This window comes from Pseudomonas sp. Bc-h, assembly GCF_002080045.1.
Taxonomy (GTDB): Bacteria; Pseudomonadota; Gammaproteobacteria; order Pseudomonadales; family Pseudomonadaceae; genus Aquipseudomonas.
This window is the reverse complement of record NZ_MUIN01000008.1, coordinates 180,617-200,818: the sequence shown is the minus strand read 5'-3', so window position 1 is coordinate 200,818 and position 20,202 is coordinate 180,617. Positions and strand designations below refer to the sequence as shown.

22 protein-coding genes and 1 tRNA gene are annotated in these 20,202 nt (G+C 54.5%); 14 read left to right on the top strand and 9 right to left on the bottom strand.

Translation table 11 applies throughout. The annotated features are described in order from the left end of the window. The first annotated feature begins 10 nt into the window (after nucleotides 1-10). Both BWR59_RS16145 and BWR59_RS16140 read left to right on the top strand, forming a co-directional pair. Nucleotides 11-778 carry an SDR family oxidoreductase gene (locus BWR59_RS16145; RefSeq protein WP_081566641.1) on the top strand — a complete coding sequence of 256 codons (768 nt, stop codon included), beginning with the start codon at nucleotides 11-13 and terminating at the stop codon, nucleotides 776-778. A gap of 31 nt (nucleotides 779-809) precedes the next feature. Then, nucleotides 810-1,763 (top strand): 2-hydroxyacid dehydrogenase, encoded by a 954-nt coding sequence (locus BWR59_RS16140; RefSeq protein ID WP_081566640.1) that lies wholly within the window; start codon nucleotides 810-812, stop codon nucleotides 1,761-1,763. A gap of 194 nt (nucleotides 1,764-1,957) precedes the next feature. On the opposite strand, the gene BWR59_RS16135 is transcribed toward BWR59_RS16140, so the two are convergent. Then, on the bottom strand, nucleotides 1,958-2,857 hold the full coding sequence (locus tag BWR59_RS16135; RefSeq protein ID WP_081566639.1) for a LysR family transcriptional regulator: 900 nt from the start codon (nucleotides 2,855-2,857) through the stop codon (nucleotides 1,958-1,960). Between the two features lie 170 nt (nucleotides 2,858-3,027). On the opposite strand from BWR59_RS16135, the gene BWR59_RS16130 reads away from it, so the two are divergent. Next, nucleotides 3,028-3,672 (top strand): hydrolase, encoded by a 645-nt coding sequence (locus BWR59_RS16130; protein ID WP_081566638.1) that lies wholly within the window; start codon nucleotides 3,028-3,030, stop codon nucleotides 3,670-3,672. A gap of 134 nt (nucleotides 3,673-3,806) precedes the next feature. Then, complete coding sequence (locus tag BWR59_RS16125; protein WP_081566637.1) at nucleotides 3,807-4,493, top strand: energy-coupling factor ABC transporter permease; 687 nt, start codon at nucleotides 3,807-3,809, stop codon at nucleotides 4,491-4,493. A gap of 126 nt (nucleotides 4,494-4,619) precedes the next feature. Here the strand turns inward: BWR59_RS16125 and yacG are convergent, their stop codons facing one another. From yacG to pilB, 5 genes are read right to left on the bottom strand one after another with little or no spacing between them, the layout of a single operon-like run. After that, nucleotides 4,620-4,823, bottom strand: coding sequence for a DNA gyrase inhibitor YacG (yacG, locus tag BWR59_RS16120; protein WP_062378727.1), 204 nt, complete (start codon nucleotides 4,821-4,823; stop codon nucleotides 4,620-4,622). Then, nucleotides 4,823-5,443 (bottom strand): dephospho-CoA kinase, encoded by a 621-nt coding sequence (coaE, locus tag BWR59_RS16115; protein WP_081566636.1) that lies wholly within the window; start codon nucleotides 5,441-5,443, stop codon nucleotides 4,823-4,825. Before coaE ends, yacG begins: the two co-directional genes overlap by 1 nt. Next, on the bottom strand, nucleotides 5,440-6,312 hold the full coding sequence (locus tag BWR59_RS16110; protein ID WP_081566635.1) for an A24 family peptidase: 873 nt from the start codon (nucleotides 6,310-6,312) through the stop codon (nucleotides 5,440-5,442). Before BWR59_RS16110 ends, coaE begins: the two co-directional genes overlap by 4 nt. Nucleotides 6,313-6,314: 2 nt before the next feature. Continuing rightward, nucleotides 6,315-7,550 (bottom strand): type II secretion system F family protein, encoded by a 1,236-nt coding sequence (locus tag BWR59_RS16105; RefSeq protein ID WP_081566634.1) that lies wholly within the window; start codon nucleotides 7,548-7,550, stop codon nucleotides 6,315-6,317. Between the two features lies 1 nt (nucleotide 7,551). Then, nucleotides 7,552-9,246, bottom strand: coding sequence for a type IV-A pilus assembly ATPase PilB (gene pilB, locus BWR59_RS16100; RefSeq protein WP_081566633.1), 1,695 nt, complete (start codon nucleotides 9,244-9,246; stop codon nucleotides 7,552-7,554). A gap of 225 nt (nucleotides 9,247-9,471) precedes the next feature. Between pilB and BWR59_RS16095 the strand changes: the two genes are divergently transcribed. The 8 genes from BWR59_RS16095 (at nucleotide 9,472) to BWR59_RS16060 (ending at nucleotide 14,667) form a co-directional block, all read left to right on the top strand. Then, the gene (locus BWR59_RS16095) at nucleotides 9,472-9,876 is read left to right on the top strand and encodes a pilin (protein WP_081566632.1); all 405 of its coding nucleotides are present in this window, start codon (nucleotides 9,472-9,474) and stop codon (nucleotides 9,874-9,876) included. Between the two features lie 14 nt (nucleotides 9,877-9,890). Continuing rightward, nucleotides 9,891-9,966, top strand: a tRNA-Thr gene (locus BWR59_RS16090). Between the two features lie 165 nt (nucleotides 9,967-10,131). After that, on the top strand, nucleotides 10,132-11,346 hold the full coding sequence (locus tag BWR59_RS16085) for a tyrosine-type recombinase/integrase (protein WP_081566631.1): 1,215 nt from the start codon (nucleotides 10,132-10,134) through the stop codon (nucleotides 11,344-11,346). Next, nucleotides 11,343-12,092 carry a hypothetical protein gene (locus BWR59_RS16080; protein WP_081566630.1) on the top strand — a complete coding sequence of 250 codons (750 nt, stop codon included), beginning with the start codon at nucleotides 11,343-11,345 and terminating at the stop codon, nucleotides 12,090-12,092. Before BWR59_RS16085 ends, BWR59_RS16080 begins: the two co-directional genes overlap by 4 nt. Nucleotides 12,093-12,202: 110 nt before the next feature. Beyond that, the gene (locus BWR59_RS16075; RefSeq protein ID WP_081566629.1) at nucleotides 12,203-12,406 is read left to right on the top strand and encodes an AlpA family phage regulatory protein; all 204 of its coding nucleotides are present in this window, start codon (nucleotides 12,203-12,205) and stop codon (nucleotides 12,404-12,406) included. 2 nt (nucleotides 12,407-12,408) lie between these two features. Then, complete coding sequence (gene trfA, locus BWR59_RS16070) at nucleotides 12,409-13,314, top strand: plasmid replication initiator TrfA (protein ID WP_081566628.1); 906 nt, start codon at nucleotides 12,409-12,411, stop codon at nucleotides 13,312-13,314. Nucleotides 13,315-13,694: 380 nt separating this feature from the next. Beyond that, on the top strand, nucleotides 13,695-14,249 hold the full coding sequence (locus tag BWR59_RS16065; protein WP_081566627.1) for a Panacea domain-containing protein: 555 nt from the start codon (nucleotides 13,695-13,697) through the stop codon (nucleotides 14,247-14,249). Between the two features lies 1 nt (nucleotide 14,250). Continuing rightward, nucleotides 14,251-14,667 (top strand): hypothetical protein, encoded by a 417-nt coding sequence (locus BWR59_RS16060; protein WP_081566626.1) that lies wholly within the window; start codon nucleotides 14,251-14,253, stop codon nucleotides 14,665-14,667. 507 nt (nucleotides 14,668-15,174) lie between these two features. Here BWR59_RS16060 and BWR59_RS16055 read toward each other — a convergent pair. From BWR59_RS16055 to BWR59_RS16045, 3 genes are all read right to left on the bottom strand, one after another. Beyond that, a complete protein-coding gene (locus BWR59_RS16055; RefSeq protein WP_230982025.1) occupies nucleotides 15,175-16,101 on the bottom strand; it encodes a site-specific integrase in 927 nt (308 codons plus the stop codon). Next, nucleotides 16,094-16,336, bottom strand: a complete 243-nt coding sequence (locus BWR59_RS16050; RefSeq protein WP_081566625.1) for a hypothetical protein — start codon at nucleotides 16,334-16,336, stop codon at nucleotides 16,094-16,096. The genes BWR59_RS16055 and BWR59_RS16050 overlap by 8 nt, the downstream gene beginning before the upstream one ends. 608 nt (nucleotides 16,337-16,944) lie before the next feature. Further along, nucleotides 16,945-17,685: a cold shock domain-containing protein gene (locus BWR59_RS16045; RefSeq protein ID WP_081566700.1), complete on the bottom strand. Its 741-nt coding sequence runs from the start codon at nucleotides 17,683-17,685 to the stop codon at nucleotides 16,945-16,947. 138 nt (nucleotides 17,686-17,823) lie between these two features. On the opposite strand from BWR59_RS16045, the gene BWR59_RS16040 reads away from it, so the two are divergent. Beyond that, nucleotides 17,824-18,267, top strand: a complete 444-nt coding sequence (locus BWR59_RS16040; protein WP_143490844.1) for a hypothetical protein — start codon at nucleotides 17,824-17,826, stop codon at nucleotides 18,265-18,267. 977 nt (nucleotides 18,268-19,244) lie between these two features. After that, entirely contained in the window at nucleotides 19,245-20,063 is an 819-nt protein-coding gene (locus BWR59_RS16030; protein WP_081566622.1) for a hypothetical protein, read from the top strand. The last annotated feature ends 139 nt before the right edge of the window (nucleotides 20,064-20,202 follow it).

The following is a 20,202-nucleotide window of genomic DNA, read 5'->3' as shown; positions in this document are numbered from 1 at the left end:
GAGAACAACAATGACTGAACAACAATCCCTCTCGAAAATTGCCTTGGTGACCGGCGCTGGCAGCGGCATTGGTCGCGCTGTCGCATTCGGTCTGCTGGAAGACGGTTACAAGGTCGTGGTCACCGGGCGTCGCATCGAGCCTCTGGAAGAGCTGGTCGCGCTGGCCCGTGAACAAGGTGGCGAGGCGCTGGCCGTGTCCACCGACGTGCGCGATCCGGCCAGCGTCGACAAGCTGTTCGCAACCATCGAAGAGGTCTACGGCCGGCTCGACGTGGTGTTCAACAACGCGGGCGTCAACGCCCCTGCGGTACCGATGGATGAACTGCCGGTCGAGAAGTGGCTGAGTGTGATCGACACCAACGTCACCGGGGTTTTTCTGTGCAGCCGTGGCGCGTTCGGGTTGATGCGCAAACAGTCGCCGCAGGGCGGTCGGATCATCAACAACGGATCGATTTCCGCTCATGTGCCGCGCCCCTTCACCGGCCCTTACACCGCCAGCAAACACGCCGTATTGGGCCTGACCAAAAGCCTGGCGCTGGACGGTCGCGAGTTCAATATCGCCTGCAGCCAGATCGACATCGGTAATGCCCTGACCGAGCTGTCGGTACGCATGACCAAAGGCGTGCGGCAGGCCAATGGATCGATTGCAGTAGAGCCGATGATCGACGTCAAACACATCGCCGACGCCGTGCGCTACATCTCTGCGCTGCCGCTGTCGGCCAACGTCCTGAACATGACCGTCATGGCGACCAACATGCCTTTCGTGGGCCGTGGTTGATCCCGTCCGATCCGATATGAGCGAGACCTCGATGAAACCAGAAATTCTACAGCTGAGCCCGATCCTGATTCCGCAAGTCAACGCGAAGCTCAATGAGCTGTACACCGTACGCCCTTACTTTCAGCAGGCGGACAAGGCTGCGTATCTGCGCGAGCATGGCGCCAACATTCGTGGCGTGGTCACGGGCGGCCACACCGGTATCAAGCGCGAAGTGCTTGAGCAACTGCCGAAAGTGGAGGTCATTGCGGTCAATGGCGTCGGTACTGACGCCGTGGACCTGGCTTATGCGCGGGACCGCGGGATTCGTGTGACGGCCACCATCGGCGCGCTGACCGAAGACGTCGCCGACCTTGCCATCGGCTTGCTGATTTCGGCCTGTCGCGGGCTGGGTACCGGTGATCGTTACGTGCGTTCCGGCGAATGGGCCAGGACTGCGACGCCATTGGTTCCGCTGCCCCTGGCGCGTCAGTTCAGTGGCATGCGCATCGGCATCGTCGGGCTGGGACGGGTAGGGCGTGCAGTCGCCACTCGCGCGGCGGCATTCGGCTGCCCAATCAGCTACACCGACCTGAGCGCGATGAGCGATGTGCCGTACACCTTTGTCAGCGATCTGGTGGAGCTGGCTCGACAAAGCGATGCGCTGATCGTCGCCGCAGCCGCCGACAAGGCCAAGGGGATCATCAATGCCAAGGTGCTCGACGCGCTGGGCGCAGAGGGCTATTTGATCAACGTGGCGCGGGGCAGCCTGGTCAATGAACCGGACCTGATCGCCGCGCTGCAATCCGGATCGATTGCTGGCGCAGGGCTCGATGTCTTCGCCGACGAGCCGAACGTGCCTGACGCGTTGTTCGAGTTGGAAACCGTCATCCTGCAACCCCATCGCGCCAGCGCGACGGTGCAGACGCGTACGCGAATGGGAGAGATGGTGCTGGTCAGCTTGGCGGCTGTGCTGGAAGGCAAGGAGCCGGTTGGGGCGGTGGTTTAATAAAGCGGCCATCTCGAATCTTCATGAGATTGCTGTCCTGACACGGAACCCGTGGGAGGGAGCTTGCTCGCCGAATCGGTAGATCGGACATTGATATGTGTTGGATGTACTTACCCATCGCGAGCAAGCTCCCTCCCACGGCCGTTGGCCAGAATCAAAAAGCTGCTCAGCATGCTCCAGCAATTTCCAGGTCTTCAAAACCCCGCCGTCCCCAACGCCAGCTCTTCCACTAGAAAGTCAATGAATGCCCGGGTCTTCATCGGCACCCGGCGCGCCGACGGATACACCGCGTTCACCGAAATCGCCGGTGCCTGCCAGTCGCACAACACCGGTTTCAGCCGACCATCGGCCACGGCCCTTTCGACGATGAAGTTGGGCAGCAGCGCAATCCCCATTCCTGACACCGCAGCCTGAGCCAGGATATCGCCGTTATTGGCGTGCAGCGGCCCGCTGACGGTCACGCGCTGGGTCTCCTTGCCGTTGCACAAATGCAGGCTGATGCCGCTTTGTAGATAGCCGTAGCTGAGGAATTTGTGATGGCTCAGGTCTTTGGGGGACTGTGGTTCGCCCTCCCGCTCAAGATAGGCGGGGGAAGCGACCATGATCCGTGGAGCAGGCGCGATGGTTTTAGCGACCATCGATGAGTCCGGCAGGCTGGCGATACGGATGGTCACGTCAAAACCGCCTTTGACCGGGTCGACCTGCTGGTCGCTGAGTACCACCTGCAATTCGACATTCGGGTGCCGTTCGTTGAACAGCGGAATCAGCGGACCCAGCCGGCTCAAACCAAACGACATCGGCGCATTGACCCGCAGCACGCCACGTATCTCGCCCATTCCCGTTCTTGCGCGCTGCTCGGCTTCGTCTAGCGAAGCGATGACATCGCGACAGGCATCGTAGTACTCGGCGCCAGCCTCGGTCAGATGCAGGCTACGAGTCGTGCGTTGCAGCAATTGCACACCGATGGCTTCTTCCAGCGCCTGAATCTGTTTACTGACCTTCGAGCGCGGAACATCCAGCGCTCGGGCTGCAGCCGCAAAGCCATTCGCCCCGACGGTGGCGACGAAAGCGCGCATGCATTCGATACGATCCATTAACGTCCCTAATTTGGAAACAATAAGTCTCGATTCTATGGGATTGTTCCTTAGTCGGCTAGTCCGTAGATTTACTCCCAAGCCAGCAAGCAAACAGCTCACCGGGCAGAACCCAAGAGCTAGAGCGGCTAACCACTACTGACCATTATCGACATCTAAAGGAACATGCCATGTCTATCCGCGAACTGCTGAACCCAACCAACTCTGCTCTGATCCTGATCGACCACCAGCCACAAATGGCCTTCGGCGTGCAGTCGATCGATCGTCAAACGCTGAAGAACAACACCATCGGCCTGGCCAAGTCAGCGAAGATCTTCGACGTGCCGACCATCTACACCTCGGTCGAAACCAAGAGCTTCAGCGGCTACATCTGGCCTGAACTGCTGGCAGTACACCCGGAGCAACAGCCCATCGAGCGCACCTCGATGAACTCCTGGGAAGACAAGAAACTGGTCGAAGCGGTGAAGGCCACCGGGCGCAAAAAGCTGATCATCGCTGCGCTGTGGACTGAAGTCTGCCTGAACTTCCCGACGCTGGACGCGCTGGCCGAAGGCTACGAGGTGTACATCGTCACCGACGCTTCGGGTGGCACCACCAAGGAAGCGCACGACATGTCGGTGCAACGCATGATTCAGGCCGGCGCGGTGCCGGTCACCTGGCAGCAGGTCTTGCTCGAGTTCCAGCGCGACTGGGCACACAAGGAAACCTACGAAGCGGTCATGCAACTGGTACTGGAACACAGCGGCGCTTACGGCATGGGTGTCGACTACGCCTACACCATGGTTCACGGAGCCCCACAGCGTAAGCTTGGCTAACTCACAATCGAAATGCATGTTTCCACCCGATGGAGCGAATAAATACGCTCCATCGGGTGTTTTTAGTTTGGACACGCAGGCTGTTTCAACAGGCGTAGACTGCCCCTTATCCGAACCCAGAAGAAGCACTCATCATGATCGGAACCCAAGTGCTCACCTCGCAAACCATGTTCCTCGCTTGGCTGTTTTATCTGCCACTGCTGGTGTGGGCGGTGTGGCGCTGTCCCTGGGTCGAACTGTTCAGCGACACCCGACGTCAGCACCTGTTTTTCGGCACCGTTTTCGCGTTGTTTCTGCTGTGGCTGATGCGGCGGGATTTCGACACCGGCGTTTCCTACCATCTTCTCGGCATGACCGCCGTTACCCTGTTGTTGGACTGGCCGCTGGCGATGGTCGGCGGCTTGATTGCGCAATTGGGGTTACTTGCGATGGGGCGCCAGGACCTGGCTTCGCTGGGCGTCAATGGCTTGCTGCTGGTCGGGATGCCCGTGCTGATCACAGAAGGCTGTTCGCTGATCGTTGAGCGCGCACAACCGAAGAGCCCGTTTACCTACATCTTCTGCTCGGGCTTCTTCGCTGCGGCACTGGTTGCGTTGACATCCCTGTTAGTGGCGATGGGACTGCTCTGGTACGACGGGATTTTTGCCATGCCGGAATGGCTAGGAGATTTCATCGGCTACCTGTGGCTGATCATCTTTCCTGAAGCGTTCATCAACGGAATGATCGTTACGGCCTTAGTGGTGTTCTGCCCCGAGTGGCTGGAAACGTTCAATCGCACCCGTTACCTGTCGGAGCCGTGGACGGATGATGGGGACAGTTGATCTATTGGTGTCTAGCTCAGCAGCAGCACGGCTTGCCGGCGGTAGCGATCTGAAGGGCGCCACCGCCGGCAATCCGGACTGCGACAGGGGTGAGGGGGCGCCGCAAAGTTTCAATACCGCAGTTGATCAGTGCTGGCGCGGATCGAAATCACCCGAAAACAGTTCGTCTTCCGCATCCGGCGCAACCGGAATCGCGTGTTCTTCCGACGCCCAGGCGCCCAGGTCGATCAGCTTGCAGCGGTCTGAACAGAACGGCCGGAACTTGCTCTCCGGCGTCCATTCCACAGGAGCTCCGCAGGTTGGGCAATCGACGGTCATTGGTTGGCTCATCATTGGCCTCCACGCAAAGTTAGATAAAAGTGATGCAGTCGCTCGACTTCGCTTTTCAGCCACGCAGGGTCCCGGTCGTTGACGATCACATCATCGGAGCGGCTCAAGCGTTCTTCCCGGCTGGCCTGTGCCTCGAGAATCGCCCGCACCTGCGCTTCGTTGGTCTTGTCGCGCAACACCGTACGCTCGATCTGCACCGCTTCCGGCACATCGATGACGAGTACGCGCTGGACCATCTGATGCTGCGAAGTCTCCAGCAATAACGGCGACACCAGAATCGCGTAAGGCGATTCAGCGCGGGCCAGATACTGTCGGATTTCCTCGCGAATCAGCGGATGCAGCAAACCTTCCAGCCAGACCCGCTGCTGCGGATCCTTGAAAATCAACTCACGCAACGCCGCCCGATCCAGCGTGCCGTCGGCCTGCAACACATCAGCGCCGAAGTGCTCGGCAATCTTCGCCAGAGCAGGGCGCCCCGGTTCGACCACCCAGCGCGCCGCGTTGTCGGCATCCACCAGATGAATGCCCAGATCGACGAAACACTGTGCAGCCGCACTCTTGCCACTGCCGATACCGCCAGTAAGGCCAAGAATCCAGGGTGTTGTAGCGGGAGAAGTCATCGAAAACCGGCGATCTGCAAATACGAAGTGGTTATTTGATCACCCCAGAGCAATGCGATCCACCCCGCGATGGCCAGATAAGGACCGAAGGGGATCGGCGTGCTGGTTTCGACATTGCGCAAACGCAGCAAAATCAGGCCCAACACCGCACCGACAATCGACGACAGCAGAATCGTCAGCGGCAAAATCTGCCAGCCGCCCCAGGCGCCAAGCATCGCCAGCAACTTGAAGTCGCCGTAGCCCATGCCTTCCTTGCCGGTGATCAGCTTGAACAGCCAAAACACACACCACAACACCAGATAGCCCGCCACCGCGCCCCACAAGGCATCGGTCAGCGAGGCGAATAGCCCGAACGCATTGACGATCAGACCCAACCACAACAGCGGCAACACAATTGCGTCTGGCAACAGCTGGTGATCAGCATCAATGAGGCTCATCGACAACAATCCCCAGCTCAAAACCATCACTGTGCCAGCCTGCCAGCCGAATCCGAAATGCCACGCCACGTACGCCGAGATCAGCCCACAGGTCAGCTCGACCAACGGATAACGCTTGCTGATCGGCGCCTTGCAACTCGAACACTTGCCGCCGAGAAACAGATAACTCACCACCGGCAGGTTTTCCCACGCGCGGATCTTGTGCGAGCAATGCGGGCAGCGCGAGTGAGGGAGGATCAGGTTGAAGGTTTCCGGCTGCGGTTCAGCAGGAAGTTCCAGAACTTCCCGGGCCTGAGCCTTCCAGTCGCGAAGCATCATCTTGGGCAGGCGGTACACGACGACGTTGAGGAAACTGCCGACGAGCAAGCCTAAAACGAGGGCGCATAAAACGAAGGCCAGCGGGGAGCTGGCCAGGAGGTCGAGGAGGGACATGGTTAGACGACGTTTCCGAGCTGGAAGATGGGGAGGTACATGGCAATAACGAGACCACCGACGATCACGCCCAGGACCGCCATGATCATGGGCTCCATCAGGCTGGTCAGGCTGTCGACCATGTTATCGACTTCCTCTTCGTAATAGGTTGCGACTTTATCGAGCATGGAGTCCAACGCGCCTGATTCTTCACCGATGGCCGTCATTTGCACTGCTAAGGTTGGAAAAACGCCGGTGCTTCGCATTGAAAAATTCAGCTGCATGCCCGTTGATACGTCCTGCTTCACCTTGTTGACGGCATTTTTGAAGATGATGTTTCCCGTCGCGCCTGATACAGAGTCCAGCGCGTCAACCAACGGCACCCCGGCAGCGAAAGTAGTCGCCAACGTTCGGGCGTAACGTGCCACTGCCGACTTGTAGAGAAGCGGTCCAATGACCGGAACCTTGAGCAGTGTCCGGTCGAGCCCGTTTCTGAACTTTTCCGATGTTTTATGCGCCCGCCTGAAGGCAAAAATACTCGCGAATAGTACCAACAGAAAGATGAACCAGTAGTCCTGAAGGTACTGCGACAAGTGAATAACCATCATCGTAAACGCGGGCAAGTCAGCACCAAAACCTGCGAAAAGCGATTGAAATTGCGGAACAACCTTAATCAGCAAAATACCCGTGACGATAAACGCGACGATGACCACCGCGATTGGGTAGGTCATCGCTTTTTTGATCTTCGCCTTCAGCGACTCAGTCTTTTCCTTATATGTCGCGACCCGATCCAGAAGGGACTCAAGGGCGCCCGCCTGTTCGCCAGCATCAACCAGATTGCAAAACAAATCGTCGAAGTATTGCGGCTTCTGCCGCAAGGCAGTAGCAAAGCTGTGGCCGGCGGCCACTTCCTGTTTGATGTCGTCAACAAGCTTGCGCATGTTGGGGTTGGCTGAGCCTTCGCTGATGATGTCAAACGACTGGAGCAAGGGAACCCCAGCCTTCATCATTGTTGCCATTTGGCGCGAAAAAAATGCGATGTCCAGCGGCTTGATTTTCTTTCCGGCGCTGAAAATCGAAACCGATTTTTTGCGAACTTTAAGTGGGTTGATGCCTTGTTTGCGCAGTTGCGCCTTGACCAGCGCAGGGTTATGTCCCGTCAGTTCGCCCGTAACTTTTGCGCCTTTTCTGTCTACCCCTTCCCACGCGTATACGACAGGTTTGGCCACCTTGGGTGTCTTCACTGCTTTGGTTGCCATGTCAATCCTTGGTTACCCGGTTTATTTCCTCGAGGCTTGTGACCCCTTGCATAGCCTTGAGCAGGCCAGAGGTACGCAAGTCGTTAAAACCGTCTTTGCGCATTTGGGTGGAGATTTCGATGGAGTTACCCTCTTCCATGATGATGCGTTCAAGAGCAGGTGTGTTTTTCACGACTTCATAAATGCCCACTCGACCTTTGTAACCACCGTTGCATTGATCACAGCCCACCGGCGAATAAAGCTTGAAGGTACCGATTTGGTCTTCCGCAAAGCCCTCTGCCAACAGAGTGTCTTTAGGGACATCGATTTCTTTCTTACAATGTGGGCAAAGTTTTCGTGCAAGGCGCTGAGCGATAATCAGGTTGATTGCGGTAGCAATGTTAAATGCGGCGATTCCCATGTGATGCAAGCGGGTCAAGGTCTCTGCGGCGCTGTTGGTGTGAAGTGTGGATAACACCATATGGCCAGTTTGTGAGGCCTTGATGGCAATTTCTGCCGTTTCCAAGTCTCGAATCTCACCCACCATGATGACATCAGGGTCCTGCCGCAGGAACGCTCTCAGTGCTTGGGAGAAGTCCATGCCTTGACGGGGGTTGACGTTGACTTGGTTGATGCCCTCCAGATTGATTTCAACCGGATCTTCCGCAGTGGAAATGTTGATATCCACTGTATTCAGGATGTTGAGGCCGGTATAGAGAGATACAGTTTTGCCTGACCCAGTCGGGCCGGTCACCAGGATCATGCCCTGCGGCTGACGCAGCGCTTCGAGATAAAGGGCTTTTTGATCCGGCTCGTAGCCTAAGGAATCGATCCCCATTTGTGCGCTGGTAGGGTCGAGGATCCGCATGACGATCTTCTCGCCCCAGAGCGTTGGCAGGGTGTTTACCCGAAAATCGATTGCGCGATTCTTGGAAATACGCAGCTTGATACGGCCATCCTGCGGCCTCCGTCGCTCGGAAATATCGAGCCCGGCCATCACTTTCAAGCGGGCGGCGATGCGTCCGGCCAGTTGAGTTGGTGGCTTTGCAACTTCGTGCAAAATGCCGTCGGTACGCAACCGGACGCGAAATATTTTCTCGTAGGGTTCGAAGTGCAGGTCGGATGAGCCCAGACGAATGGCGTCCATCAGCATCTTGTTGACGAAACGGACCACCGGCGCGTCGTCCGCATCGACTTCCCCCAGCGTCGTTTCCTTATTGTCGCTGGAGGATTCGATTTCCAGGCTGAGATCTACATCAGCCATCTCACCCAGACCGCTATGGGTATCGAAAAACTTATCGATGGCGACGCTGAGTTTGTCATCTTCAACCAGAATGGCTTCGGTGTTCAGCCCCGTGCTGAATTGAATATCAGTGATTGCCTGGTGGTTGGTCGGATCGGAAACACCGACGAATAGCTTGTTGCCACGGCGCCATAAAGGAAGCGCCGAGTGCTGGCGGACGAGTTTTTCGCTTACAAGCCCTCTGGGTTGGCTCTCCTTGTCTAGCGTGCTGAGGTCCAGGAAGGGAAGCCCGAACTGATCAGACGCAACTTCGGCTAGCGTCAGGCTGTTGACCAGCTTGTTCTGCACCAGATAGCTGACCAAAGAGAGCTTGTCGCGTCGTGCCTGCTGATAGGCCTGTTGTGCAACTTTTTCATTGAGCAGTTCGGCCACAACGAGTTGTTTGGCCAAACCGGTGAGGACAACATCAGTCATAAAACCACCAGACACGGACAGTGTGTGGTTTATAGCGTAGTCAGGCTGCGCTGCCAAATGGATGCACGGGGGGTGACAATAAATGTCACTTTTTGGCCTATCGCAACAGGCGCTCATCGATAAAAATTCAGTGCCTGAGCGGTTTAGCGGGCATTTGGGTTGGCATAAGGAATGCAGGCTCAACACACACCACTACTGCATCGTCATGATTTTGGAGAAGTACTCATGAAGGCACAAAAAGGCTTCACACTGATCGAATTGATGATCGTTGTCGCGATCATCGGTATCTTGGCAGCAGTCGCTATCCCGGCGTATTCCAAATATCAGGCAAAGGCTAAGGTCACAGCAGGGCTAGCTGAAATTTCGGCACTAAAAACTGTTTATGAAGACCTCATCAACCAAGGTACGACACCCTCGAACACAAATATGAATGTTCCTACCACGGCTGGCGCTAACTGCACTACTACTGTGGGAGCCACCACCTCGGCACTGAAATGCGATCTTCAGAATGCCCCTCCTGCTGTGAGTGGCAAAGCAGTAATACTTTCACGTGATGCTACAGGTCTTTGGACGTGCACGACTTCGGTCGATGAGGAGTACCGGCCAAAGGGTTGCGGCGCAGCTTCGTAAGTAGATGATAACTAGCCGAAATAGCTCAGTCGGTAGAGCAGCGCACTCGTAACGCGAAGGTCGCAGGTTCGATTCCTGTTTTCGGCACCAGTAGACAGGTTCATGCAGTGCCAAGCAGTGTCATGAATCCTCAAGAAGCCCGCTCAGTGCGGGCTTCTTGTTTCAGGCGGTGCCATCCAGTCTCATCCAAGCCCTTGCGTCGCGAGTACCCGTGCGAGTACCTTTCATAGGTTCAATTATCTATGGGTACTCGAAATGCCATTGACGGTTTTGCAGGTGAAGAATTCTGCGCCGCGAGAGCAGGACTATGGTCTGGCGGATGGAGGAGGGCTATTCCTTTGGGTCCGAGCCGCGGGCGGCAAATCTTGGCGCTTTCGCTTCCGCCTTGATGGGAAGCAGTCACACATCTCCCTTGGCACTATCGAAAAAGTGACGCTCGCCCAAGCCCGTCAGTCTGCGTCCGACGCTCGCCAACTTGTCTCTCAAGGCAAGCACCCAGGGCTTGAGAGAAAAGTCGCCCGGGCTCAGGCGTCGATCTCTCGTGCCAACACATTCAAGAGCCTGGCACTGGAGTGGCACCAACATAAATCGGCGCGCTGGTCAGTAGGCTATGCGAACGATGTTATGGAGGCTTTCGAACTCGACATTTTCGGACACGTTGGGGGCTTGCCCCTCATCGACATCAAGCCGATGCTGTGGCTACAGGTATTCCGTCGTATTGAATCGCGAGGAGCACTGGAGAAACTGCGGAAGGTCCGTCAGCGCTGCCAAGAGGTTTACCGGTTTGCGATTGCCACCGGTCGGGCTGAGTACAACCCTATCTCCGACGTGGGGGGAGCACTTCAGGTTCCGGTTTCTCGACACTACCCATTTTTGCCAATTGCGGAAGTCCCTGATCTGTTAAGAAGCGTTCACGCATGTTCTGCGCATGACGTGGTGAAAATTGCGACTCGCCTGTTGATGCTCACAGGTGTGCGCACTGCTGAGCTGAGAGGGGCTCCTTGGTCAGAATTTGATTTAGCGAAGAAGCTTTGGATGATTCCGGCGAAGAGGATGAAAAAGCGTCGTGATCATTTGGTTCCCCTTTCGACGCAGGCGGTCGTTGCTCTGCGGGAGTTGGAGAGTATCACCGGGGGCTACACGTTAGCCTTCCCTGGGCGTAACGATCCGGCAAAACCCATGAGTGAGGCTGCGGTTAACCAGTTGCTTAAGCGGTCTGGCTACGAGGGCCGCGCCACAGGTCATGGATTCCGCCACACGATGTCTACTACCTTGCACGAGCAGGGGTATCGCAGTGAATGGGTGGAAACTCAATTGTCGCATGTGGACAAAAACACGATTCGCGGAACTTACAACCATGCGCAATATCTAGAGGGTCGTCGTGAGATGCTCCAATGGTATGCCGACTATCTTGATGCGTTGTCTTCAACTCCCAATAAGTCGTCCTCTGCAGAAGGCTCCATCGTATGAATAATGAGATGCGCCTATTCGACTTTATTTATGGGTATGCCCGTTATTATGAGCTTGATGTTCCCGAGGCCGCGCACGCCCTCCATAAACTGATAGACGACTTGTTTCAGCAGCACTGTGTGCTTCAAGGTAAAATCGCGCTGCCAAGCGATATGTTCTGGGTCGGTAGGGCGGACTCATCACGGCGTTCGATTCGAACGTATAAGTTGTTTTTTAGAGACTTAATAAACTACCTGGATTCTTTGTTTGATTCCGTTCCTAATGAAGGTTACGATCTCATACATTCCTACTGTGAAGATGATAAGGGCGGTAAAGATATTCCCGTGAGTCTTATCTATTTGTCTAAAAAAGCTTTGGCTGAGTGGATAGAAGGTTTCGGAGGAACAGCTCCAGTCTATTTATTGCTGGGTGAATCTGGCGTAGCAGCTGACCATGGCAGGCAGGTAGAGGAGTTACAGGTCAAAGAATTAAACTCTATTAGTTTGATAATCAGTGGTCTGGTAAACCTGATCAAAGAGGTTGACAAGGCTCATGTTGAATTATCAGACGATGTTGACGCCGTGAAGCGAGCTGATGCTATCAAACGACGAGCCGCTGCATTGCGCTCTCCACGAAAAAACGTGGACGTGTTTTCCGCAGTATTGGCCCTTGCCGACGCCGCAGAGGTAGAAATGCCGAAAAGTCAAAAAACCCTAAAGAAATATATGTCTGCACGGCTGACTGATGGCGCTGAGGGGGCCGCATAGAGAAGAGTTTTTTTGGCATTTCCTCCTGAAATTGGCAATTGCCAAGACTCAGCATCTTGGGTGCTATTAAATCTCTAGCCATCTACTCGGGCCCAAGGAGACCCACCCAGATGGCTAGCCAACCTGTCTCACCCTTGTTACTTCGACTGCCGGGTGTCTGCGCCCTCGTGGGGTTGAGCAAATCTCAGATCTACCGGTTGATTCGAGCTGGCGAGTTTCCTACCGGTGTCTCATTGGGCGCAAACTCTGTCGCCTGGCCTGTCGAGCAAGTACAGGCGTGGGTCACAGACAAAATCAGCTCCTCCAGCCGCTGATTATGACTACAAATCCCCCAATGGCTAGGCGCGTCAATGCAATATTAGCGGAGCACAATGAGCGTATCAGTGCAAAGCGGAGTGACGAGAGTAAGCATGTTGAGGTTCAGCCGACGGTCGAGTATGGATCGCTTCCAAATTGGTCCGACTCAGTTCGGCGTGTACCTAATGTAGCCCTTCGATCAGCACTTTTTGGGATAATGAAGACGGGAGCGCGCCATTACGTTGAGCAGTTAGAGATAAGCTCGCTAGGGGATGCCAGCGTCATGTATACCGGGGTCCTCCTTGATCAAGGGGACTTGGACGTTTGGGAGGCAGTGCTACATTGCTCAAGAACGCAGGAATGGGGGGCTGAGTGTAGGGTCACTGCATATCGTCTATTAAAGATTTTGGGGAAAAACGATAGCGGTAAAAATCGTACCAACCTAGATCTCAGCATCAGTCGTCTGAAGGCTACTGCTTTGAAGATTAAGCTAGGCCGGATTTCATATGAAGGTAGCTTGATTCATGAGGTTTATCGTGATCATGGCGAACGAAGTGGACGTGCGTATGCAATACGATTGAATCCTAAGCTGAGGGTTTTATTTCGTGAAGATCAATTCACTGATGTTGATTGGTCGATAAGACGTGCTTTGCGTGGCCAGCCGCTAGCGCAGTGGGTACATGGTTTCTATGCAAGTCATGCGCGGCCATATGATCTGAAGGTTGAGACCTTGCATCGGTTGTGCGGAAGCTGTGCAAGTTCTCTGAGCGATTTCAGACAAAATTTGCGACGATCTCTTGAAGCGGTGCGGCAAGAAAGCGCCAATTTTGGAAAGCCGTTTAGCTATCTTTTCAAAAACCACTTAGTACAGGTTGTGACAACTCCCAGTGCATCGCAGAAGCGGCATTTAGCTAAGAAGCGTTGATAGTCTCCCTCCGCATGCTCATAACGCTCCCGCGCCTCTGCTCGTGCCGTATAAGCTGCACTGTATCGTTTTATGCTCTTGCGGATACCGTTGCACCCCTGTCGATACCATTCCAGTCTTCCAACGGATAGCCTCCTCCACGACGGCTGAGCATAGCCGTCAGAGTTTCCACCGTTCAGCGCTTTAGCGACCGGCCGTAAAAGGGTCGACGTAAGTCGGTCGCCCCTGGCCGAAGCCGACCCATCTGCCCCAATTCGATGGCTTCACAGCCCCTCCAATACGACTATGAACTCGATCATGATTCGCGTTGAAGGTCGGTTGCAGAGCCAATGGTCCGGTGCTATAGAGTCAAGAGCGCACAGTGAGCTATCCTTGTACCCATGTTAATAGACCATGAACGTGAAAAACTTATCGAAGCGGTCAAGTTTTTTGCGCAAAACACACGAAAACTGGGAAAGACGAAGCTATTTAAGCTCCTGTATTTCCTAGACTTTACCCATTTCAGAGATACCGGGCGGCCAGTCACCGGGCTCGAGTATTTCGCGTGGCCAATGGGGCCAGTACCTACCGACCTCTTCGAGGAGCTTAAAAGTCCTGAGCAAGATTGGGAGGGGAACTGCTCATTCGAATTCATCCCTATCGCGAAGGGGCAGATGTTTCGAGTCGAGGCTTTAAGCAAATTTGATCCGTCGCATTTTTCGAAGCGTGAGCTTCGCATCATGCAAAGTCTGGCAGATCAGTTTAAAAACTCTGACGCAGAGCAAATGGTGGAGGAAACCCACCTAGAAAACTTGCCATGGCATCAGATCTATGAAGTTCAGGGGCGAAAGCAACAGAAAATTCCGTACCGGATGGCTGTGCGTAGACAGGAGGAGGACGCCGTTATGGGACACGCCGCCGATCGAGCAGAAATGGTCGCTACGCTAAGGAAATAATGTGACCCCAGGGACGATCTATCTCCATAAAGATTTCGTGTTTGCTGATGGTACAACCAAAGACAAGTACTTGGTTGTACTGGGAAACTTGCAAAGTGGGATTGTCTTGGTGGCCAAAACCACATCGCAAGGACACCACTACCGGAATGATTTTGGCTGTCAAAGTGCCAACAGATTTGCTGCTTTCTTCTTTCCTGCTAGTTCGACGTGCTTTCAGAAAAATACTTGGATTTGCTTGAGTGAGTTCTATGAGCTAAGTGAGAATCATCTGACTCAGGGGTTAGCTACCGGCGGCGTTTTTAGGATCGGCCATCTTGGAGATACATTCACACGGGATGTGCAGTTCTGCGCTAAGGGCTCAGATGACATTAGCGCGGCTCAAGAGTCTATAATCGACGGCAGTTTGGCTCAGCCGTGATCGCCCGAGGCTCCTTGGTACGATCCTATTGAGCGTCCGTTTTCGGCCGATTTTTGCCTGTCGCCACCGTCACTTTTGGGTCGAGTCCAGCCGGTCTAGGGCATGCAGTGCGCCGGTCTAGTTTCGTGCAAGCGCCTGGTCACGTCGGATGCAAATGACAGGTCATTGGCAATGCAAACGGGTGGTCAAGTGGAGTGCAATTCTCCATGACGTTCCAGCACCCCTGTCGATACCGTTCCAGCACCCCTGTGGATACCGTTCCAGCACCCCTGCGATACCGTTCCAGCACCCATGAAATGCCGTTCTGGCACCCCGCCGTTACCGTTCCATCACCCCCTTCCTTGAGCGATAAATTGCGCTGCAGCCCAGTAGGAACAAGGCTTCGCGCGCGAGAGCAGTGACTGCTAATCTATTTCTAATCAAATCTAATCCCTTCTCTGCTACTGGAAGCTCATCCACGACTGAGCAGAACGCTGCTGCTGACTAGATTTGGATCGACGGTGGCGCTCAACGTAGATAGACCTCGGTAATTTCTGGCCGGAAATGGCCCATTTCTTGTGACACCACTTCCAAAGCCTGCTTCCTGGGGAGGTGACGTTGCAGTGCAGCCATTCGCTCTTGAGCATATGTATGCCGCAGCCCATGTGCGCCATTTGACCAGCCGAGTACACCTTTGGAAGCTGCGCTAACGCTTTTGCTCCAAGGCTGTCCCCCTCCAATCCCATAAAATTGTTGGTAGTTGATCCCTCGATCTTTAACGACCCGGGGCTCTGCCAATCGCGTTCTCTCTAGGCGTTGAGCCAGTGGGATAGGGACGCGTACTTCTCGGATCAGCCCACCTTTGCCATGCACGGTGTAGCTGATGGTCGTCTCTCGAATTCCAGAGAATTTCATTTCATTTGCAGGACGTTCATCCGGTACTTGAAGATGGGTCCGGCGTAGGCCCAGTAACTCATGAGCGCGGAGGCCGGCAGCGTACGCAATCTCAGTGGAGAGTGAATTGTGGGGGGCTTGCCGAGTCGCGATCAGAATCATCTGTTGGCGGGTGTACGCTCTTGCCTGGTCGGCCAGTCGGCGACCTAGCGTAGGTTGTTTCTTCGTTCCGAGACGTGCAGTCGCAGTGCTCTTGATGATTTCGAGAGTCTTACCTGGAGCGAGCTGGTTTGTGACGTATTGCATCATTGCTTGTAAGGCTTGGCGCTCCATATCCAAGGTCTTCTGGCCCACTTCCCCCGCACGTTGCTGAAGGTAGTCAACTGCGCGTTGAGGTGTCATCTCGCGGAGGCTGCCTAGTCGATTCTCCTGAAGGTAGGCGGTGATGCGTATCAAGCGTTGCTCATAATTACGGACGGTGCCCACTGAGCGGATGTGGGTGCCTTGAAGCTTCTTCATTACGGACGCAGCCTGCTTCGTAGGCTTGGCGAACTTAGCCACTCTGCCGATTCCGGTGTAACCATCGGTTCACAGTCGAGCGCTGAATCCTGATTCCCTTCTCGGCTATCCAGCGTTGCAGTTCGCTGCCATTGCAACCAGCTAGGTCGAGTTGCAGCAGTTCGTACTTGTAGTTGTCCAGCAACGAGCGACGCTGGGCATACGTTCGCGGTTTTCGCCGAATCCTAGACTCGGCTTTGAGGCGTTTAGTAATGCTCTGCGCATCGAATTCGCTCATGGGACTCTCTCTATCGGGTGTAAGAACTCCTGACCGTTATTGGTTCAGCGACACACCATCCGAGGATGGTTCGTTGTGTGCCTGTTCGCCCCCCTTTGCATGTCATGCAGGCGGGGACTGCTCACGCCTACTCGGAGTCTCCGAGTGGGTTCCTGATTGCTCGCTCAGGTGCGTTTGCCATTGGGTCTGGCTGACTATGCAGGTTGTCGTTTTTTCTCCGAGGTGGTTAAAGGCTCCGATGTGAAGTCGGAATTAGTTTGGTCACACGCGCGATGACGCGAGTGTGGCCATTGGGTTATCGACCTGCGATGACGCAGACGGATCCCATTGCCACTGCCTCGTCCCATGAATCACACGGGTAACGAGACTGCCGGGCAATACGGCTTGGTGCCTGATCAGCTTACGAAAATAGGGATCGGCAAACAACGCAACTGCGCTGCGTTGTATTTGTTGCGCGAAATTGAGGTAGTCCGCTGTGCCCGCTATGTGAAGCGCCATTTAGGCGCGTTACATAGCGGGCACAACCAGCCGGTATTTGGATTGAGTGCGGTCTATGCTGGTAGTGCCGGGTGGTATCGCATTCCGTGCGGATAAGGGAGGGGATGTAGCTACCGACGCATCAGCTTCGCGAAGGCCATCAGTGCGTGACCCAAAATTTTCATGAACGTGGCTGTCCAACTCAGCAGTAAGACAGCTCCGTGCTTGAATGCGCCGGGTGGTACGAGGCTGGTAATAGCGTGGTCAGGAGTAGAAAGCTGGGCGTTTTCATTTTCTATCCGCTCCAAGACGTCTCGCTCCCATTGAGCGCAGCCTGCTATCCAGTTCTGGTCTGTGGTGGTTACGATTTTCTGGACATTGGCGTAATCCCCAGTGAAGCGGTGCATGGTGTAGTAATAGTTTGAGCAGCCATCATTACGGCTGTATTTCTCAAGTTGTACGTTTAAGACAGCGTTGCCCCCACGATCCATGCAAGCTTTTTCCAACAAGGCTCTAGCTTCGTTGGGGTTGTTCGACTCCGCCCAGCCACTTCCAAAGGTGAAGATGGTGTCGAAGCCACGTGCGGTTGAGTCCCGTGTCCAAATGAACCGGTTCGGAGATTCGTATGCGTAGCCTGGAGGCGGGGGGCGCTCTCCCGGTATGACCCTTACTGCTCTGTATCCTTTGGGGCCTGGCTGCCCCTCAAATGTTACGGGCTGCCCGTCAAATAGCTCTCCGCCTTCCACGCTTTTGATGTGAACGAAGTAGCTGCGTCCATCATCTCCTTGGATGAAGCCAAACCCCTTCTCCGACATGAAACTGCGCACCACGCCTGAGGTGAGGGAATCTTCCTGATCTGGTTTCTCGCTCATGAGCCTGCTGTCCTTTTTTAAGGTCGCCATGATATCTCAGGGTACTTGGTGCCACCATCGAGTAACTGTGATGACTTCGGTTGTGAGGAGAAGGGGGCATCCTTATGCTGCTTCGACGACTAGCTGCCTTGGTTTAAGATGATGCGCAAAGTACCCATAGATGAAGAAGGTTGTATTAATAATCCTTTTGCTAGTAGCGTCCCTGAGTTCAGCAGGAAAACGCTATGGGGCGGGATAGCTTATCGGAGGGGTAAGAAAATAAAAATGGGTAGCTTTCTTCCCGGGGAGGACGGAGGGAAGAGAATTAACGTTTCGGGTGTTGTTAAGGGTTTGTATCTAGCGTTTGGTTTGGCTGGCTGTACAGAACGACTGATCTACCTCGTAGATAACGTCACCGAAGATGATGTTGTGTTGCAGTCTGTAGAAGCTTCTGCTGTCCCGAGTATTTATGACATTAGTCTAGCCATGCCACTTAAAATTTACCTTCTAGAAGCAAGGCAGGCGATGCTGGTTGATCAGATGAGTAGTCTCAATAAAGATATAGCTGTATTCAAGAAATCTTTCGCAGCCAGCACCGTCTAGCCGGTGCAGAGCAACATCCCAGCACGTTTCAGCTAAATGGCTATGCCATAGTTCCCATGCGACACGCAGATCCAAGTGCCGCGGTAATCTATGGAATATTTTTCGGGTAAGAGGGGCGGCGCTGATCGTCCTGGTGCTGGCGGCGACGTCACCGAAGGTGGGGCACGCCAGCACAACCCTCCATCACTACACCTTAGGCATTCAGCGACAAACCGCGCATTCCATGCGCGGGACCTGAGCCTTACCCAGACAGTGCCCTGTGAAACCCTGAGGGGGCTTTGGCTGGAGTGCGAGATTACCTGGCCGGGCGTCGTTCGCCCCTGCGTTTCACCGACGCATCAACCGGGAAACGTCAAAAAACCACTGAGAGTCCCCAGTCAGTCATCGCCGAGGTGTCAGGGCGTCCCTGAATGCAGCTCAAGTCCCTCCAGCGTGCAACCGCCAATCTCCAAGGTGGGTGTTGACGATTTTTTCTGGCGGGGCGATGACACGCGAAATCATCGGATAGCGTGACCGCTCACCCTGGTAGGAGACGCTCCATATGAGAACAGTTCTAGTGTGTCTAGGCCTTGCGGCTGCGGGCTTTTGTGTGAGTTCTCACTGGCCGGTACCGCCTTGGCTCCTTGGAGTGCTGTGGGTGGTGGGGGTGGCGCTGTGGGTTTTGGCTGAGTGGCTAGAGCGCAGGGGGCGCAATCAATGATGCGCGCAAATCTAGACGAGTTGGTTATCGTGAGCTGTTTGTTTCCAGCTATGAGGTGGTCGGCCTCTGTTGCGCGGTCTGTGCTCATCGCCAGAGAGGGTAACGTCCTGCGCTTGTACCGTATGCCGATGCTGATGCGGCTGGACGAATTTCGCGCCGAGTTCTTTATCGCGCAACTCAACCACATGGAACCACATCACCTAGATCGGTGATGTTAAAGTGGTATCGCTCTGTGACGCATCGCCCTTAGGCGATAATTACTCAACGGAAGAACGTTATGCGTACGCTGTTTAAATCTGCTTCAGTGGCTGTTGCCTGTGCCGTCATTAGTGGATGCGGTGGCGAGGATTTCACTGGGGCTTACAGATATCAAGAGTCAAGCTCAAAAGGCGCTATGGTGCTGAATATCCATGGTGATCAGGCAGAGCTCTTCGCAGATATTGTCGCGACTGGTATCAAACCGGTTGGTAAGCTCAAGGTTTCGCAAAAGGATGGGAAACTCCTTCTTGACGATAAAAATAGCTCGTTACGACTTGTTATGAAGCGTAACGTTGATGAGCGGAGCTTGGACTGCCTCAACTGTAAGGTGCTCGGCATGAGGGCGGATGAGCTTGTCTGGAATTACGATCCTAAAGGGCCGTACGATGTAGACCAATTGCTCAAAGAACAGGCCCGTAAAAGAGAAGAAGCGTTGAACGCTGAGCTGGAGAAAATTCAGAAGGAAGCGTTAGAGAAGGGGCGGCGCGATACAGAGGCTCAAAAGCTTGCCCCGTTCGAAGGCGATTGGGTTTATCAGCGGACCACGAAGCATGATCCTTTGACTATCATGGGTGTCTGGCGCAGTAAGCAGATCAGAGTTTGGACTTTTAAATATGAAACAATGGATCGCCTTAGCTATGAGATTCCAGGATTTGAGGTGACAGATGCCGGCTTGACGGTCGGAGAAGGATCTAGTGCGAAACTGTACTCACTAAATAGCGACAGAACCATTATCACTTGCTTGAGCTGTGATAAAGCGACTGTTTGGGTGAGGGCTGATCCTAAGAAAGATCTGAGTGATCGGAATTATGCACGGCAGATGGCCGGGAAAATATAACTCGGTAGCGGTCTAGCTTGTGGTCGGCAAGCATATGGTTTACTTGCCGGTCAAAAATAGCTGCTGATGGGTTGCGGATTTTGAAGCTTTAGTGCTGATCTCCATTTTTATTGCAACACCATATTATGGTGCTTGTAGA